Below are 17,251 nucleotides of genomic sequence, written 5' to 3'. Positions count from 1 at the left end.
ATCGACCGACTTTCGAGGTCATCCAAAAATGTTATCGCGGGGGACCCTTCTCCCCCTTGCCCGGCCGGACGTCAGGGCCGGCCTTCGGCTTTGGAGTCGGAAGAGCAGAGCCGGGCTGAGCTTCATAAACTGGCTTAAACCGCTGGATGGCATTGGCAATGGCTGAAACAATCCGGGCTTGAAACTGTGGATTAACCATCTGCTTGACGTCGGTCTCTGAATTTAGATTGCCCAGTTCCACCATGACCGCGGGCATCACCACATTCGCTGAAGGCCTGAGGGCTGCAATCCGCGGAGCAGCCGGTTCCTGGTTCCAAAGCGGGGCCAGTTCCGATTCAACAAGCTCGGCGAGCGCTTGGTTCATCTGAAAATTGGCAGTATTGGCCTTCGTCCAGTCCCGGAAGTATAGATGCACCACCGGCTGTTTTTCCGGAGGACGCTGCTCGATGGGGGTTGAACTCGAAGGAACCGGATTCGCCGCGGCGACTTCCTTGATCGGGGAGTAGACATAGACCCGGGCGCCATTCCAGCTTTGGACCAGTGAGAAACCGACGTGAATTGAAATGAACACATCAGAATGATTCGTGTTGGCGGTGGTGGCGCGCTGGTCAAAAGAGACGTCCCCATCGGCGTCTCGGGTCAGATAAACCTGCAGCCCCAGTCGCTGTTGGAGGCTGGCGCGCAGCCGTTGAGCAATTTCCAGGGCAACATCCTTTTCGACCGCCGCATTGTTGGCGGCCCGGGAGCCGCTGTCCAGGCCCCCATGGCCCGGGTCAATTGTGACGATTCTTAGGATTCCGCGCGTCGCCAGGACGGCTGTCTTCTCCTGGCTCTTAGCACCCGGTCCAACATTGGCGGCAGGTGCCGGTGGAGCCGCGCCGGAGGGCTGAGCCGACGCGCCGGGAACGGGTGGGGAGATTTGCTGCGCCGGAGAAACCATCACCACGAATATTCGTCCCTCCTGGGTGGTTGAGGATTTTACATCGAAATTTGGAGAAGACAGTGTGATCCGGATCTTGGGTCGGGCGTCAGCATCATCGTAGACAATGGATTTGATCCGGTCGTCCGCATAGCTCAGCTTCTCGGCGGTCGGATCAATGGGGGGATTGCCCAGGGTGATGATGAGCTGTTTTCCATCCTGCTTCATGTCGAACGGGACGGGCTGAGTGACCTGGATGGCCACGCGAGACGAGAGTATCCCCTTAGTGGCCTCAAAGAAAACACGCGAGGGCGGCTGGGCGGTCACAAAGGCCCGTGAGGCATCCTGTCGGAAGGTGACCTTTCGGTCCGTCAGCCGGGGAAGGATCCTGGAGATCGAATCCACTGGCACCATCCATCCTGCCGGCATGACCAGCGCTGGATCGCCCATCGAGGTCAGAATGCCATCGATGACCACCAGCGTGGAATTCGGCCGGAACAGGAGCAAATGCTTGCCTACCTTCATCTGCAACACCGAAGCACTCTTCTCCACTTCGGTAACCGGCCCCAGGGTGGAAAGCAGATCCTGTAAGGCAAGGTAGCGCTCACCTTCCACTGCAATGACTGGAAGGGTCTTGGATTGCGTGTCTGTGTAAAGGATGATGTTTTCCGCTGCAATCGAGAGGAATCCGATATGGCTCAGCAACAGAAAGAAGAGAAGAAATTCTGAGCTGGCGATCAGAAATCGTCTGGAATCGGCGCCCTGGACCTTCGAGAATGGAAAGGATAGCAACTGCAAGAGATTTAGCTTTCGTGCCGGGGCGTGATTAATCGATGCTCGTCCGCAGGGCCCGCGGCAGCTGTCCCAATGGAACTCGAATAATATAGCATATGCAGCCTGGTGGCACAGCGCGTCCAAACCCAGGTGGGCCCGTCATCAGCCCAAATTTCCGGTCCGAAAAGATTGTACGGATGAAAGGCAGCCGGAGCCCATCGGAAGCACAGCGTCGTTGAAATCATCGAAAACGACAGAGTCATTGGCGCAACCACCGGACGCTCGTCGGGGTCGTGTGACCGCAAGCAATACTATCGGTCATTCCGGAAGCGATGTCAGCACAGGCATTGTCAGTGGCTGTCCGGACCGCCTCTTCGCGGGTCGAACCCGCCGCCGTTCGACAGGACGTCCGGCCTTTGAATTCTACGCACACCTCACATTCAAAGTGGCTCAAATTCATCGTGGAATACACAATAATTCCCACCACCACAACAAAGACGGCCCCGACGGCCAGCTTCACCCTTTTTGACATCGCGAAACATGATAGCGCAGGGTTGGAGGTTTGGGTAGGCTGAACCGTCACGCAGCAAGCTTACGGAGTCTCCGCTGATGGAGACGGCTCCGTCTTCACGACCTCGGCGGGGACCCCTCGTGCCACCCTGAAACCCATATAGGCCGGTGAGGGCTTTCTCAGGTCTGGCGAGATTTTGGGATCGCTCGGAGTGTCGGCACTCCCTCCGACAGGTTTACCGGCACCGTCCTTGGTTATTGCCCACTCTGCCACATTCCCTCCGAGGTCAAAGATCAATTCCTGATCCTCGTTTCCGCCAGGGTGAAAACTTCCGACTCTTTGCAGCAAGGGAGCTTGGGGTTCAGCGCCGAGCTCTGAGATTGTCTTTTTCAACCTCAAGGCGTCGTCCGGATTGACGGAATATCCCGCCCAATAGTCGAGCGTGTTTTCTCCCGATTTTGCCGCGCTCGCCAAAGGCTCCAGCTCTTCCACCGTCGGCAGGCGATAAGTTCTTCCGGTCGTTCTACTGAGCCATTCACAATACGCCTTCGCTTTTTCGAAGGGAATGTCGTTGGCCGGGTAGTCTTCAGTTCCCGGCTCAAACACGTAGGCCCTTTCGAAGGCGGCAAACTGTGCTCGGGTGACCTCAAACCTCCCGATCTCCAGGGACCCGCGCGCGACAACCTCGGGCACCAGGATCGACCTGGCAGTCTTTTCTTTCTTTTCATCAACCGGGAAGGATTCACCGAAATGGGCACCCACCTTCTTAATGGCCTTCTTCTTGAGAGCGATCGCGAGCGGCGAATCGGGCTTCAATGCCTCGTTGGCTTCCTTGGTGGTTCTGAATAAGTATTTATCGATCCACGCCACATCCTCCTCCAACTTGCGGCGCTGGTGTGACAACTTCTGGGGACCGTGCGGTTCACCGGGAAAAAGGACAAACTTGACGTCCGTCTTACCGAGCTGCTGGAGGGCCCGGAAGTGCAACCATCCCTGCTCGGTGGGGACATTGGTATCCACGGTGCCAAAGAAGATAATTGTCGGCGTTTTCACCCGGTCCATCTTAAAGAAAGGGGACTTGCGGATATACAACAGGGGATCTTCGAGCGGGGATTTTCCGAAATAGTAATTGTCGAAAGCGGCACCAAAGTGAGCATTTCCCCAATCGCTGGTCCAATCCACGTCGCCCGCACCTGCGGAGCACACCTTATAGCGATCGGTCGATACCGTGAGCGCAATCGAGAGAATCGCCCCATTGGACCATCCCATGGTCCCGAGTTTGTCAGGATCAACCAACCCCCGGGCAATCAGGGCGTCAACGCCCTTTTCAAGATCCGGCACCTCGAGATCATAATACTTTCCCCCTGAAATCGACTCCACCCACTTCAAGCCATAGTTGGAGCTTCCGTGATAATTCGGTCTTAGGACAAAAGCCCCGCGTTCGGCAATCAGATTGACCGGATAGGCAAAGGATTGACTCCAGGAATCAAAGTCGGCGCCGGCGGGTCCGCCGTGAATCATCAAGAGGAGGGGATACTTCTTGCCGGGTTCATATTGATGGGGGTAGTAGAGAATCCCTTCGACCTCTTCATCCAGGGCGCCTTTCCATCGGATGATTTCCGATTTGGCAATGACACGCTTTTTGAGATTGGGATTCAGATCGGTAATTTGAACGGGTGAACTGATTCGGGACCCGTCGAGCGTAGCCCGGTACCATTGCGCGGGCGTACTCGCAGTAGAAAAGCCGTACACCAGAGAACGGCCATCGCGGCCCGCCGTCATTTGCCAGATGTGACCGACGTGCTCCCCTTCGAGCCAAGTTCGATTCCATGCTGAGCTGCTGTTTTCCCGAGTGTAACGAGCCTGCCTGTGGACGGCACCGTTCGCCAGGTTGCAGATAAAGCCATCCGGGGTGACCTCTAAGCCCCCACCGGACAGGCCGTTTTCCCAGTTGAGATTCACCTCGGTGGTTTTGCCGGTCGGCACGTCGTATGAGTAGAGACGGGAAATCGTCGCACTAAGATACTTTGGGTCGGAAGAGTAGCGACTGACAATGTAGAGTGTCTTGTCATCGAGCGCCCACCGGAACTGCACCGGGTTAAGCTTCTCCTCCCCAAACAATTGCTTTCGTGTAGGGGATACAAGATCGTAAAGGTACGTCACAGGTTTGATGCGCTCATCGTAGATATAGCTCAGGCTGCGTTGAATCACTGCGACTGCCTTGGTGCCGTCATGCGACAGTTCGAACATCTGAATCCGGTCGTCCCGGTTGTCGGTCAGCCGTGTGACGGCCTTCGATTTAACCTGGACCCTGTAAAGGCGCACGGGGACCACGTGGGCCTCATCATCCACCACATTGGAGTTGTCCTTCTTCTCTTTCAGCGATGCTTCATAGTGCGCAGGGTCTTCTTGCGCCGAAAAGACAATAGAATCGTCATCCGCCCAGGCGAAGTTCATCACCGCTCGATTCCCGCTGGTCAGGGCCCAGGGTTCTCCGCCGAAGGGATTGATCAACCACAATTGGGGGACCGGACCTTCGGGACCCGAGGCCGGGGAGGGGGCTTTCGCCAGCGGATTAGGACGGGCACTGACGAAGGCCAGAAGTTGACCGTGAGGAGAAAACTTGGGAGAGGAATGATTCTCCTTACCACGAGTCAACTCAATTTCCTTCTTCTCGGTCAGGCTGGTCAGGAAGATGTTGGAATACCGTCCGTCCTTTTCCTTGTCAGCCACACTTTTCGTCCAGGCGACCCATTTCCCGTCCGGGGAAATGTCAAATTGGCTTGCCGTTTCGGCCATGATGAAGTCGTCAATCTGCCACTTCTCAGTCTTCTCCGGCTTGGGGGCGGTCGCCGTAGATTTGCCGGCGGTTTCATCACCGGCGAAAATCGGACAAATCGTTATGGCGAGCAGAAGCATCAGGAATGAAAATCGAATTGGGCGTCTAATCCTGTGAATCATAGTCCTCCCGAGTGGTCTCGATGAATTGATAAGGAAATACCGCGACCCGCGTGGCTTCCGGGGCGCGGACGTCTCGTCTGCCCAATCTTTCAGCGTTGGCCACGAAAACGGGCGGGATGATTCCGCTCCTACAAGCGTCTGAGTTACGGATCGGATCTCCTTACCTTGAGAGCGAAAATCAACTGGCGAATGAACGCTAAATCCCTCGATGATGCCTAATCAAGATCTGTTTCAATGTCTCAATTGGAATCGCTTCAGCCACGTGTCCATCCCGGCCTCTCACTGTTGTGGCTTCGAGCAGGGAATTGTAAATCGCTTCCTCAGTGGCCTCGGCAGTAGCTTCAAAGAGCGGCGATAACTCCTCATCTTGAAGCTTCGCCCGGGTGCCAGTGGACCCCTTGTCTGAAGATGGAGAAACCCGGGAGGTGGTTGAAAAGGCAATCACGTAGTCACCACTGCCATTCGCAAAACTTGAGCCAGTGCGGGCCATGCCTGCCAGGGCGCGCTTGGCAATCCGCTGGAGCTGATGCGCATCAACAGGGGAGTCTGTCGCAATGACGATCATGCAACTCCCGTCTCCCGGGCGCCTGCTGTTTCCGGGCTTCTGAAGGACCCTCCAAACAGGCACTCCATCGATCGTCAGGTGCCCCCCAAAATTGGTCTGCACCAGGACCCCCAGGGTATATCCTCCATTCTCGGTCGGAAGGACTCGCGAGGACGTCCCAATCCCCCCTTTCCAATCGAAGGCAACTGTCCCCGTTCCTGCGCCCACGCTCCCTTCCTCCACGGGGCCGCTCTTGGCTCCCAGAATGGCACTGAAGACGTCCTTCCTCGTGACATGTCGGCCACGAATATCATTCAGGTAGCCGTCATTGGTCTCGCCCACCACCGGGTTGACAGACCGGACCTCTTCATTTCCGGGCAAAGCAAGCATGTAGTCGACCAACGCCTCTGCCACCTGCCACACACTGAGGGTGTTGGTCAGCAAGATGGGAGTTTCAAGAACTCCCAGTTCTTGGACTTGAGTGAAGCCCAGAAGCTTTCCAAATCCATTGCCGACATAAATTGCTGCAGCGACCTTTTCCCTGAAAGGATTACCTCCGGGAGGAAGGATGGCGGTCACCCCGGTCCGCACGTTGTCACCCTCCCGAAGGGTGGTGTGGCCGACACGAACACCCGCTACATCGGTGATGGCGTTCCACTTTCCCGTTGGAAAGACTCCCGGAGCAATCTGGAGATCCCTGGCACGGGCCCGTGGCGGGGAACCAGAAGGAGCACTCGTGCCGGACTGCGCGAAAAGAGAAGACGCAATGAGACAGGCAGAAACCAGCACGCCCAGAAGCGGGACCGGCGTGAGCCCGTGTCGAGGACTGCCGATTCCTTTGTTTGAGGGCCGCATCTAATCGTTCCGTTTCAAGGCAGAATCCAGTGGGGCGATCTTGTTCGCAATCTGCTCAACAAATGCCCGGTCGCCCATGGAGTCGAGGTTGATCTTGACGTTTTCGAGGGCCCCGAACAAGGCGGTTCGGGCCATTTCACGGGCAACCCGAATATCGGAGATCATGTTCTTGTTTCCAATGGCCTCGAGTCGAAGAATGTGTCCAAGAACGATTTTCGAACGCTCGGCGACGTGAAACGGGACCTGGGTTGCTTGCTTCAAGGCCTCCTCAATCTTGCGTTGCCGTTCCGCCTTCTCGGCCTCTGACCCCTTCGGAAGCTTATAGGCGGCTGTGACGAGGGAATAGGCGTTCGTGTCGTCGTCGATGGCACGTTTCAATTCAACGCGAAGTTGAGCCAAGGCAATGAGAATTGCGGAAAGCTCGTCTTCGAAGGCCGCGGCCGCCTTTTTCCCTTTGGAGCGCGCGGCCACCATTTCACCTAAACCCGCGGCCAGAGTTGCGGCCATTGCGGCCACGCTTCCGCCTCCGGGAGCAGGGGTGGGGGCCGCCACCGCCTCGATGAACGGTTCGCACCCGGCCAGCAGGGGACGGTCCGTGGCGGGAGGCGTTTGCGTTGGGGTGGATTTTTTTTCCGCGAGCACTGCCGCCAGCCGGTTTTCGAGGATTAAGTCCGGCTTGAAATTCTCGATTTCGAGGTAGTGCTCGGCCGTCATTTCCAGCGCCTTCTTGGGAACGAGGCCCACGATTTCACTCCCGACGACAGCAATCCCAGCCGCAGCAGCTTCGCGCGTTACCGCATCGAAGACAACATGGATGGGGGTTTGTTCAAAGTCCGTGAGGTTCATGGAGACTTGAGCGAGATTCCGGGCCTTCAGATCCACCCCCATGGCCTTGACAAAAGGGAAGCCGCCGCTGGAGAACCGGATCTTCTTCGCAATCGCCTTGGCCACGGAGACGTCACTCGTCCCGAGGTTGATGTTGTAAGCAATCAGGTATTTTCGAGTGCCGACGACGGTCGCGCCGGCGGTGGGATGCAAGGCCGCCTCTCCGACATCGGGCCGGCGATCGGGATTCGTCTTCACCTCTTCCCGAAGGCCTTCGAACTGGCCTTTGCGAATATTCTCCAGGTTGACACGATCGGGCCGGGTCGCGGCCATCTCGTAATAATAGACAGGGATCTTGTAGCGTTGCCAAAGGGCCTCGCCGACCTGCCTGGAAATCGCCACGCATTCTTCAATGGTCACCCCTTCGATTGGAATGAACGGAAGCACATCGGTTGCTCCGATGCGGGGATGGGCGCCCTGGTGACGGGTCAGGTCAATCAACTCGGCGGCCTTTCCCACCGCGCGCAATGCCGCTTCGGCCACCACTTCTTTGGGCGCAATGAAGGTAATGACGCTTCGATTGTGATCGGCATCCATTTCCTTGTCGAGGATGGTCGCACCTTCCACGCTTTGGATGATTTGGATCAGGGCCTCAACCACTTCGGTCCGGCGCCCTTCACTGAAATTGGGAACGCATTCAATCAGGGTATTCATGTGTACCTCGTGGATGGAATTTAGATGTTTCAGATTTTCCGATGGTCAAAAAGAAGCTGACCTTTCTTGACGACAGCGCGCACGCTGTTCATCCCGTAGTGATAGGGAACAAGCCGGTAGTCGTTTACGTCAAAAATCACAAGATCGGCTTGTTTTCCCTCTTGGATTGATCCGATTCGGTGCTGATGGCCGAGGGCACACGCCCCTCCCAGGGTTGCTGCTGCAAAGGACTCCGACGGGGTCATCCAGAGTGATGACCCGGCGATCGATAGAATCGATTGCATATTGACGGTGGGGGAGGTGCCCGGGTTGAAGTCCGTGGCAAGCGCGACGAGGGCCCCGGCATCCAGAAGCCTTCGTGCGGGTGCGAACTGGTTGGTGCCCAGGTGGAATGCAGCCCCCGGGAGCAGGGTGGCCACCACCTTGGATTCCGCCAGGAGGGCCACTTCGTCCTCTTGGATGTGTTCCAGGTGGTCGGCGGAGATCGCGCCGAGTTCCACGGCCAGGCGTGCGCCCCCGCTGTGGCTGAGCTGGTCAGCGTGGATCTTGAGTCTGAGGCCGAAACTTTGCGCGGCGGTCAATATCCGCCGGGATTGTTCGACGGTGAAAACACCGGTTTCGCAAAAAACGTCGCAAAACATGGCGAGTTGGTCGTCGGTCACGCGGGGAATCATTTCCTCGCAAATGAGGTCGACATACCGAGAGGGGTGATCTCGAAACTCGTCCGGCACTTCGTGGGCGCCGAGGAAGGTCGGAATGATTTCGAGGGAAACATCGGGGTCTGCGTTGAGTCGAGCGAGCACCCGCAGGATCTTCAGCTCATTCTCAAGATCGAGACCGTAACCGCTCTTGGCCTCAACCGTGGTCGTCCCGTACTGCAAAAACTGGGCGCACCGTTGTCGGGCCGCTTCAAACAACTCGTCTTCCCTGACATTGCGCAGCCGCCGAACGCTGTTGCGAATCCCTCCGCCCGATGCGGCAATCGACTCGTAGCTGGCGCCTCGAATGCGCATCTCATACTCCTCATGTCGGTTCCCCGCAAATACCAGGTGCGTATGGCTATCGACAAACCCGGGAGAGATCACGCAGTTCGAAACATCAAGGGGGATCGCCGAACCCGAACCCCCCTCCCTCCGGACCGCTTCAGTTTTTCCTACGGCGGCGATTTGCCCCTCTTCGATCAGGACCGCTCCATCAGGAATGATCCGGAGCATCAGCTTTGGGCCGGAAACCCGGTCTTGAAGTTCCGGGGTGATCAGTTGGGCGGCATTGTGGATAAAAAGGCTGGGAAAATGTTGTCCTGGCATGAGGTGATGGGATACGGTGGTTGACTAATCCCGTCCATTGATTAAAATGGCTGAAGTTGAGGCGTTATCAGCCATGTGTGGGACGAAAAATAATACCCCAACCATTCGGGTATTCCGAATATATTTTTGCAGGATCCCCGGATCTTCGCCCGCCTGCCCCTCAAACAGGATGCCTCTCGAGGGCTAGCCCAAGGGGTGGGGGGACCTCCGAAGCCGGGTTCACGGCCGCAGATGCCAGGGATTGGATCGGGAGATGCCATATGCCGATGTATGAATATGAATGCAAGAGTTGTGGATCGAATTTTGAACAATTGGTGTTCAACCCCGCCGAGAAGGTGGCTTGCAGGAATTGTGAGAGCACAAAGGTGGAGCAACGGCTCTCTCTGTTTGCAGTGGTGGGGGAGCGGTCGGGTTCTTCGCGCTTGGAAGAAGGCCCCTGCGGAAGTTGCGGGGCGGCTCAACGCGGAATGTGCGGAAACGAATGAAGTAGCGCGGCCTAATACCGGTTGACGACCGCTTCAATCTGTTTTGCAAGCTCCACGTCTTTATCGCTCACGCCGCCGAGGGAATGCGTCGAGAGCATGAAGGTCAGACGCCTGTAACTGATCAACAAGTCGGGATGGTGATCCGCCGCTTCCGCGATGAATCCGATTTTGACAACAAAGGATACCAGGTCGGGAAAGCTTGAGAGTTCGAACTGTTTGATCAGTTTTCCTTCCTGTATTGACCACCCGGGTAGGGCCTTCAATCCCTCTTCAATCTCGGAAATTGATAATTTTGTCATAGACTCCTGAACCATAAGCCCGATTATTACGTAAGGATACCCATTTAGTGTAAGAGCTTGAAGGTGGAAGCGCAAGCTTTTCATTCATTTGGGCTAATTTAGCCATGGTACCACTCTGCCGGCCCGAGCCAATTCGTTGCAGGCCTTGTTGGCAGCGTGGATAATGTGGTGAGGTCGTAACTGATTGATTCTCCACCGCAAAACCTACAGTTCGGCACCTTCCCGTCTCTGCCCGAGACGCAAAATGGCCCGACCCGGATCCCGAAGAGGTGAGGAGATGAGACTGAAGCGATACACTGGTTGGATATGGATAACAGCGGTTCTTCTATTTCTGGGCAATGTCGGCTACTCCCAACAATTCGACATCAAGACCCACCAACTCAAGAACGGAATGAAGATCCTGATTCTGGAGGACCATTCCATCCCCAATGTGGCATTGTATTTCTTCCATCGGGTTGGATCCCGCAACGAGCATACCGGCATCACCGGTCTTTCCCATTTCTTTGAACATATGATGTTCAATGGCGCCAAGAAGTATGGTCCGGGGATGTTCGACCGGATCATGGAAGACAACGGAGGCTCGAACAATGCCTACACGAGTGAGGATTTGACGGTCTATCAGGACTGGTTTCCGACTGCCTCCCTGCCGCTCATCTTCGACCTGGAGGCCGATCGAACCAGCGCACTGTCGTTTGATCCGAAGATGGTGGAGTCCGAGCGGGGGGTGGTGGCGAATGAGCGGCGTCTCAGCGTGGAGAATAATAACGAAGACCTCCTGCGGGAGCAGTTGATGGCGGCCGCCTTCACCGCTCATCCTTACCACTGGCCGGTGCTGGGTTGGATGGTCGATATTGAAAACTGGAAGAGAGAGGATTTGATCAATTACTTCAAAACCTATTATGCCCCCAACAACTGCGAGATGGTCATTGTCGGGGACATTCAAACTGAAAAAGTCATCGAACTGGCGCAACAATACCTGGAGCCGATCCCGGCCCAGGAGCCGCCTCGCCCGGTGACGACCCGGGAGCCGGAGCAACAGGGCGAGCGCCGCGTCTTCGTGCATAAGTTCGCCCAACTCCCGTTGCTGCAAGTGGCTTATCACGCTCCCGCAGCGGTCGACTCGGATTTCATCCCACTCAGCGTGCTGGATTACATCCTGTTGCGAGGTGAGAGCTCGCGTCTTTATCAGCGCCTGGTCGATAAGGAACAAGTTGCTGTTTCCGTGGAAGGCGGCCAATCCGAGCATATCGATCCGTACATCTTTGAGGTTGACGTCCAACCGCGCAGCGGAGTCGAGGTGGAGCGAGTCGAAAAGATCTTGTATGAGGAGTTGGAGAAGACGCAGAAGAGCCTGGTAAGCGAGAAAGAACTCCAGAAGGCCAAGAACACCGCGGTAGCGGACTTCTACAGGTCGATGAAAACCATCAATGGAAAGGCCAATGTTCTCGGGGTCTATGATGTGGTTTTTGGGGACTATCACAAATTGTTTAAGGAAGTCGATTTGATCAATCAGGTCACACGCGAGGATCTCCAGCGGGTTGCTCAGAAATACTTCCCCGCCCGAAATCGAACCGTCGCGATCCTGGTACCGGACCCTGCCCCTGGAAGGGGAAAATAGGGGGGCTTGACGCTGGGAAGATCCCTGCGTGCAGGCTCTGACGAGGAACTCATGAAAAAATCATTGGGATGGATCCCCAAACTGGTAGTGCTGTGGACGTTGATTCTCTTCGTGCCCGCCCTATCCCCTGCGGCGGAAAGCACCGGGAGAGTCGAACTTCCCAAATACAGGATGGTCAAGTTCGAAAATGGCATGACGCTCCTCCTTCTGGAACGGCACCAGCTGCCCCTGGTCAGTTTTCGCTGGGTTTTGAAGTCGGGAGGTTCCATGGGAGATCCGGAAGGCCATGAAGGATTGGCTTCTTTGACCTCCCAGCTGCTTCGCAAAGGCACGGCAACGCGAACTGCAGACCAGATCTCGGAGGCCTTGGACTTCGTGGGGGCCAACTTCAATTCAAGATCGGCTCAGGAGTATTCAATGGGATCCGCGGAGTTTTTGAAAAAGGATTTGAACCTTGCGGCCGATCTCCTCTCGGATATGCTTCTGCACCCCTCATTCCCGCCTGACGAAGTCGATAAAATGATCAAGCAGGAGATCGACAGCATCAAGGAAGACAAAGCCGTTCCTCAACGGGTGATTCAGTATTATTTCGACGGCTTACTTTTTGGAAACCATCCGTACGGGCGCCCTCTGGGCGGCACCGAGACGAGCTTACCGAGGATAACCCGGGATGAGATCGTGAATTTCTACAAAGCTCATTTTGTTCCCAACGAAATGATCCTTGCCGTCGCTGGTGATTTTTCGGCATCAGAGTTGGAGGCGGGATTGAGGGAGAAGTTCAATTCCTGGAAGTCGCGGAAGGTTACAACCCCTGTCGTAAAGGAGGCTTCAACCGTTCAGGGGAGACATGTGCTGGTGGTCGACAAACCCGACTCCACCCAGACTTTCTTCCGGCTGGGGACCGTGGGGCTTGCACGAACGAACCCGGATTGGATCCCCGTGCAGGTCGTGAACACATTGTTTGGAGGGCGCTTTACCTCGCTGATCAATACCGCGTTACGAATCCAGTCCGGACTGACGTATGGCGCCAACAGTTTCTTCGGTTCCCGCCGCACGCCCGGGTCCTTCGTGATCTCTTCTTTCACTCCGAACGAGAGCACGGAGCGCGCACTGAACATGACTTTGGACACTTTGAAGGCATTTCACGAGAAGGGAATCAGCCAGGAACAACTTCAATCCGCCAAGAATTACATCAAAGGCCAGTTCGGGCCGACGATTGAGACCAATGATCAACTGGCGGGTCTTATCGCGGAGCTGGAGTTCTACGGTTTGGGGCCGGAGTACATCAATTCCTACTTTGAGAAGATTGATGCCATGACGCTGGCCGACGCCAGGCGAATCATTGAAACGTATTTTCCGGTAAATAATCTGGACTTTGTGTTGATCGGAAAGGCTTCGGTCATCGACCCGGTCGCCAAAAAGCTGGCGAACGATGTGAAAAAGAAATCCATCACCGACCCGGGGTTTTGAATGAAGGGAAGACGTACCCACCCTCCTGTGGGGCAGGCGTCCCCGCCTGCCTGAATGTGTTCTTTTGTTGATCGGAAAGGTTTGAGTGATCGAGCTGTTTGCTAAGAAACTGGCGCGTGATGTGAAGGCGAAATAAATTTTCGGATGCCCGGATGTTAACGGCGGGCGGGGATGCCTGCCCCGCTTTTCATTCATCCCGCATCGGGATCCTGATGCCTTTGAGGCGGGCGGTCTCATTGGCCTCTTCATATCCTGCATCGACGTGCCGGGCGACACCAATACCCGGATCGTTGGTGAGGACCCGGTTGATGCGCAGGGCCATCTCCGGGCTGCCGTCGGCGACAGTCACCTGGCCGGCATGCAGTGAGTAGCCGATTCCAACCCCCCCGCCATGATGAAATGAAACCCAACTGGCGCCGCTGGCGGTGTTGAGCAGGGCATTGAGGATCGGCCAGTCGGCGATGGCATCACTGCCATCCTTCATCCCCTCTGTCTCCCGGTATGGAGAAGCCACACTGCCACAGTCGAGGTGGTCGCGGCCGATGACGATCGGCGCGGAGATCTTTCCCCGTGCCACCAGGTCATTGATGCGCTCGCCGAAGAGGGCCCTTTCGCCATACCCGAGCCAGCAGATGCGGGCCGGAAGTCCCTGAAAGGGAATCCGCTCCTGTGCCATGGGAATCCACCGGTGTAATACCTCATCCTCCGGAAACAACTCCAGGACCAGCCGGTCCGTCTCATGAATGTCTTTGGGGTCGCCCGACAGGGCAACCCATCGGAAAGGCCCCCGGCCTTCACAAAAGAGCGGGCGGATGTAAGCGGGTACGAAGCCGGGAAAATCAAAGGCATTCTGGACACCCGCCTGTTGGGCAAAAGCCCGGATATTGTTCCCGTAGTCAAAAGTAACGGCTCCCATCTTCTGAAGGGCCAGCATCCCTTCGACATGCCTCCCGATGGAATCCAGCGACCGGCGGACATAGCCCTCCGGATCGTTCTGTCGCATTTCGAGGACTTTCTCGAGGCTCAGGCCACTGGCGACGTAGCCGTTCAAGGGATCATGCGCGGAGGTTTGATCGGTGAGGATGTCAGGGACCACACCCCGACGCGCCAGCTCGGGAATCACCTCAGCGCAGTTCCCGACCAAACCGACCGAAAGAGCTTCGCGTGCCTTTTTGGCCGCGCTCACCCAGCAGAGGGCCGTTTCGAGTGAAGTCGTCATGCGATCACAATATTTCTGGCGGACCCTCCGATCGATGCGAGCGGGGTCGACATCGATTCCGAGAAAGACCGCGCCGTTCATGGTCGCGGCCAGAGGCTGGGCCCCGCCCATTCCCCCCATGCCGCCGCTGACAATCAACCGTCCCCTCAGATGGTTTCCAAAATACTTCTTGCCTGCGGCCGCAAAGGTCTCAAAAGTTCCTTGAATAATTCCCTGGCTGCCAATGTAAATCCAGCTGCCGGCGGTCATCTGGCCGTACATGATGAGGCCCAGCTTTTCGAGGTGATGAAAATAGTCCCAGTTGGCCCAATTCCCGACCAGATTGGCATTGGCGATAAGTACCCGCGGGGCATATTCGTGCGTACGAAAGATCCCCACCGGCTTTCCGCTTTGGACAAGAAGCGTCTCGTCATTTCCAAGCCCTTGCAGGGAACGGATGATAGCGTGATAGGCGTCCCAGTTGCGGGCTGCTTTCCCAGTGCCTCCGTAGATGATTAGATCCTTCGGATTTTCCCCGACCTCCTCATCCAGGTTGTTCATGAGCATGCGCATGGCTGCTTCCTGGCCCCATCCTTTACAGGTAAGTGAACGGCCACGAGGCGCCCGGACGGGTACGTAGGCAGCATCAGCCTTCTCAATGAGGGGGGGGGTGTCAATTCCTTTGACCATAATCTCTCCTGTCGGCGGCCCGCGCCATGGGCTGTGTCAGTTACCCCTCGGGGCCAGTCCTGCTGATGATTGAAACCAATCCCTTGAGGACTTCAACGCTGTTCAAAACATGCTCGGAGGTTAAGAACCTCAACCCTCCGGGGCAGTTTAGCATCCGGCGGGAGGTGAAGCAAATATTCGGGAAGGACTTGCGGGGAGGATGATTTAACTCAGGGCGATTGACGTGCCCGTGCCCCGTACTAACCTGCGTCTCAAAACGTCAGCCCCTCTATAGTGGGACGATTCGATTGGCAACGACGATCAAACACAGTGAGAGGTAGAGTTGCAGTTCTCATACGGTCGATGAGGCGGGCAGCGCAGCTGCAAGCCTCTGTTTTATTCAGGTTCGACTTGTTTTTCTGTCAGATTATTCCCCCAGCCCTCGTGATCGATGACGCAATGACTCCATCGCTGATCAGCTTCGTTGCCGCCTCGATGTCATGATGCATATCGCGGTCGTTCACGAGAGAGGGGACCTTCCGTCGCAGCGTTCGGTAGGCTCTATCCGCCAGACGTCCGGTCTTGGCCGGCGTGAGAAAATCGAGCCCCTGGGCGGCGCACAACAGCTCAATCCCCAGGATCGTCTCACAGTTCGTCAGCACCTGTTTCAACTTGAGGGCGGCGCCCATCCCCATCGACACATGGTCCTCTTTATTGCCGGAGGTGGGGATGGAATCGACCGACGCAGGATGCGCCAGCACCTTGTTCTCCGATGCCAGGGCTGCCGCCGTCACCTGGGCGATCATGAAGCCCGAATTGAGTCCCGGGTTGTGGGCCAGAAAGGCAGGCAGATCGCCAAACTCGGGATTGATCAATCGTTCGATGCGGCGCTCCGAAATCGATGCCAGGCCTGTGATTGCAATGGCGATGAAATCGAGCGCCAGGGCGAGGGGTTGGCCGTGAAAATTTCCTCCTGAAATTACTTCGCCCGTCGCCGGGAAGACCAGGGGATTGTCGGTCGCACTGTTCATCTCGATCTCAAAGATCCGGGCGGCATGTTCGATGGTGTCCCGGACGGCGCCGTGGACTTGAGGCATACAACGAAGGCTGTAAGCATCCTGGACGCGTGGATCGGTCATGGAGTCCCGATGCGATTCCCGGATTGCACTGCCGGCATTGAGCCTTCTCAGATTCAAAGCTGAAATCGACTGTCCCACCTGGGGGCGGGCCTTGTGGATCTTCTCATCGAACGCCGCGGGCGTTCCTTGGAGGGCATCCAGCGTCAGGGCGCCCACGACATCGGCGGCATCCGCGAGGTTGCGGGCCCGGGCCAGCGATAACAAAGCGATTCCCAGCATCGCCTGGGTCCCGTTCAGCAGGGCCAATCCCTCCTTGGCTTCCAGTCGCAGCGGTTTGATGCCGGCTCTCTTCAGAGCACCGCTGCCATGCCCTCTCCGTCCTCTGAAGATTGCTTCTCCTTCGGCGATGAGAACGAGGGCCAGGTGAGCCAGGGGCGCCAGATCGCCGCTGGCCCCCACCGAACCCTTGGAGGGGATGACCGGGTACACACCACGGTTCAGCATGGCACACAAGGTGTCAATCACCACGGGCCGGACCCCGGAAAAACCTTTGGCGAGCACATTGGCCCTCAACAGGAGCATCGCGCGTGTTTCCGGTTCAGTGAGGGGTTCACCGACGCCACATGCGTGGGATCGAACCAGGTTCAGCTGGAGCTCGCGTATTTGCGCATCCGGGATCCTCTTCTCACTGAGTTTGCCAAAACCGGTGTTGACCCCGTAGACCGCGTTGCCTTGTTTGAGGATCTTCTCAATCAACTGGCGGGCGCGGTTGACCGCCAGGCGGGCACGGGGGGCCAGCGCGACTTGCACAGATTTCGGATGCTGGGTGACAAGATGGAATTGTTCCAGCGTGAGATCGTTGCCGGTGAGGTGGATGGTCTTCATTTGAGTTGTGGGACCCGCGCTAATAAGGTCACCGAGGATAAGTTTGTGGGCTTCCTCCCCCCGGAAGAGCGATTAACCGTGATCGGGTCGAATTAATTTCAGCACCCCGATTTATCGGGGTGAATATTGGATTCAAGA

The 17,251-nt window shown here is 56.6% G+C and carries 12 protein-coding genes; 3 read left to right on the top strand and 9 right to left on the bottom strand.

The genetic code is table 11. The annotated features are described in order from the left end of the window. Positions 1 to 31: 31 nt before the first annotated feature. The 6 genes from LAO21_17215 to hutI all read right to left on the bottom strand — a co-directional run bounded on the left by LAO21_17215 (position 32) and on the right by hutI (position 9,410). On the bottom strand, positions 32 to 1,717 hold the full coding sequence (locus tag LAO21_17215; protein MBZ5554461.1) for an N-acetylmuramoyl-L-alanine amidase: 1,686 nt from the start codon (positions 1,715 to 1,717) through the stop codon (positions 32 to 34). A 235-nt stretch (positions 1,718 to 1,952) separates the two neighbouring features. Further along, complete coding sequence (locus tag LAO21_17210) at positions 1,953 to 2,225, bottom strand: hypothetical protein (GenBank protein ID MBZ5554460.1); 273 nt, start codon at positions 2,223 to 2,225, stop codon at positions 1,953 to 1,955. A 60-nt stretch (positions 2,226 to 2,285) separates the two neighbouring features. Then, positions 2,286 to 5,123, bottom strand: a complete 2,838-nt coding sequence (locus tag LAO21_17205) for a prolyl oligopeptidase family serine peptidase (protein MBZ5554459.1) — start codon at positions 5,121 to 5,123, stop codon at positions 2,286 to 2,288. A 238-nt stretch (positions 5,124 to 5,361) separates the two neighbouring features. Continuing rightward, complete coding sequence (locus tag LAO21_17200; GenBank protein MBZ5554458.1) at positions 5,362 to 6,564, bottom strand: P1 family peptidase; 1,203 nt, start codon at positions 6,562 to 6,564, stop codon at positions 5,362 to 5,364. Next, a complete protein-coding gene (gene ftcD, locus LAO21_17195) occupies positions 6,565 to 8,103 on the bottom strand; it encodes a glutamate formimidoyltransferase (GenBank protein MBZ5554457.1) in 1,539 nt (512 codons plus the stop codon). A gap of 29 nt (positions 8,104 to 8,132) precedes the next feature. Further along, positions 8,133 to 9,410, bottom strand: a complete 1,278-nt coding sequence (gene hutI, locus LAO21_17190) for an imidazolonepropionase (GenBank protein MBZ5554456.1) — start codon at positions 9,408 to 9,410, stop codon at positions 8,133 to 8,135. A gap of 260 nt (positions 9,411 to 9,670) precedes the next feature. On the opposite strand from hutI, the gene LAO21_17185 reads away from it, so the two are divergent. Next, positions 9,671 to 9,895 carry a zinc ribbon domain-containing protein gene (locus LAO21_17185; GenBank protein ID MBZ5554455.1) on the top strand — a complete coding sequence of 75 codons (225 nt, stop codon included), beginning with the start codon at positions 9,671 to 9,673 and terminating at the stop codon, positions 9,893 to 9,895. A gap of 11 nt (positions 9,896 to 9,906) precedes the next feature. Here LAO21_17185 and LAO21_17180 read toward each other — a convergent pair whose 3' ends face one another. Continuing rightward, on the bottom strand, positions 9,907 to 10,194 hold the full coding sequence (locus tag LAO21_17180) for a 4a-hydroxytetrahydrobiopterin dehydratase (protein MBZ5554454.1): 288 nt from the start codon (positions 10,192 to 10,194) through the stop codon (positions 9,907 to 9,909). A gap of 283 nt (positions 10,195 to 10,477) precedes the next feature. On the opposite strand from LAO21_17180, the gene LAO21_17175 reads away from it, so the two are divergent. Both LAO21_17175 and LAO21_17170 read left to right on the top strand, forming a co-directional pair. Beyond that, the gene (locus LAO21_17175; GenBank protein ID MBZ5554453.1) at positions 10,478 to 11,812 is read left to right on the top strand and encodes an insulinase family protein; all 1,335 of its coding nucleotides are present in this window, start codon (positions 10,478 to 10,480) and stop codon (positions 11,810 to 11,812) included. A 51-nt stretch (positions 11,813 to 11,863) separates the two neighbouring features. Then, the gene (locus LAO21_17170; protein ID MBZ5554452.1) at positions 11,864 to 13,282 is read left to right on the top strand and encodes an insulinase family protein; all 1,419 of its coding nucleotides are present in this window, start codon (positions 11,864 to 11,866) and stop codon (positions 13,280 to 13,282) included. A 187-nt stretch (positions 13,283 to 13,469) separates the two neighbouring features. Here LAO21_17170 and hutU read toward each other — a convergent pair whose 3' ends face one another. Continuing rightward, positions 13,470 to 15,170 carry a urocanate hydratase gene (gene hutU, locus LAO21_17165; protein ID MBZ5554451.1) on the bottom strand — a complete coding sequence of 567 codons (1,701 nt, stop codon included), beginning with the start codon at positions 15,168 to 15,170 and terminating at the stop codon, positions 13,470 to 13,472. 401 nt (positions 15,171 to 15,571) lie between these two features. Continuing rightward, the gene (gene hutH / locus LAO21_17160) at positions 15,572 to 17,113 is read right to left on the bottom strand and encodes a histidine ammonia-lyase (GenBank protein MBZ5554450.1); all 1,542 of its coding nucleotides are present in this window, start codon (positions 17,111 to 17,113) and stop codon (positions 15,572 to 15,574) included. Positions 17,114 to 17,251 lie beyond the last annotated feature (138 nt).

This window comes from Terriglobia bacterium (assembly GCA_020073085.1).
Lineage (GTDB): Bacteria > Acidobacteriota > Terriglobia > JAIQFV01 > JAIQFV01 > JAIQFV01.
Note: the sequence above shows the minus strand (reverse complement) of the source record. Positions and strands in the feature narration are given on the sequence as shown.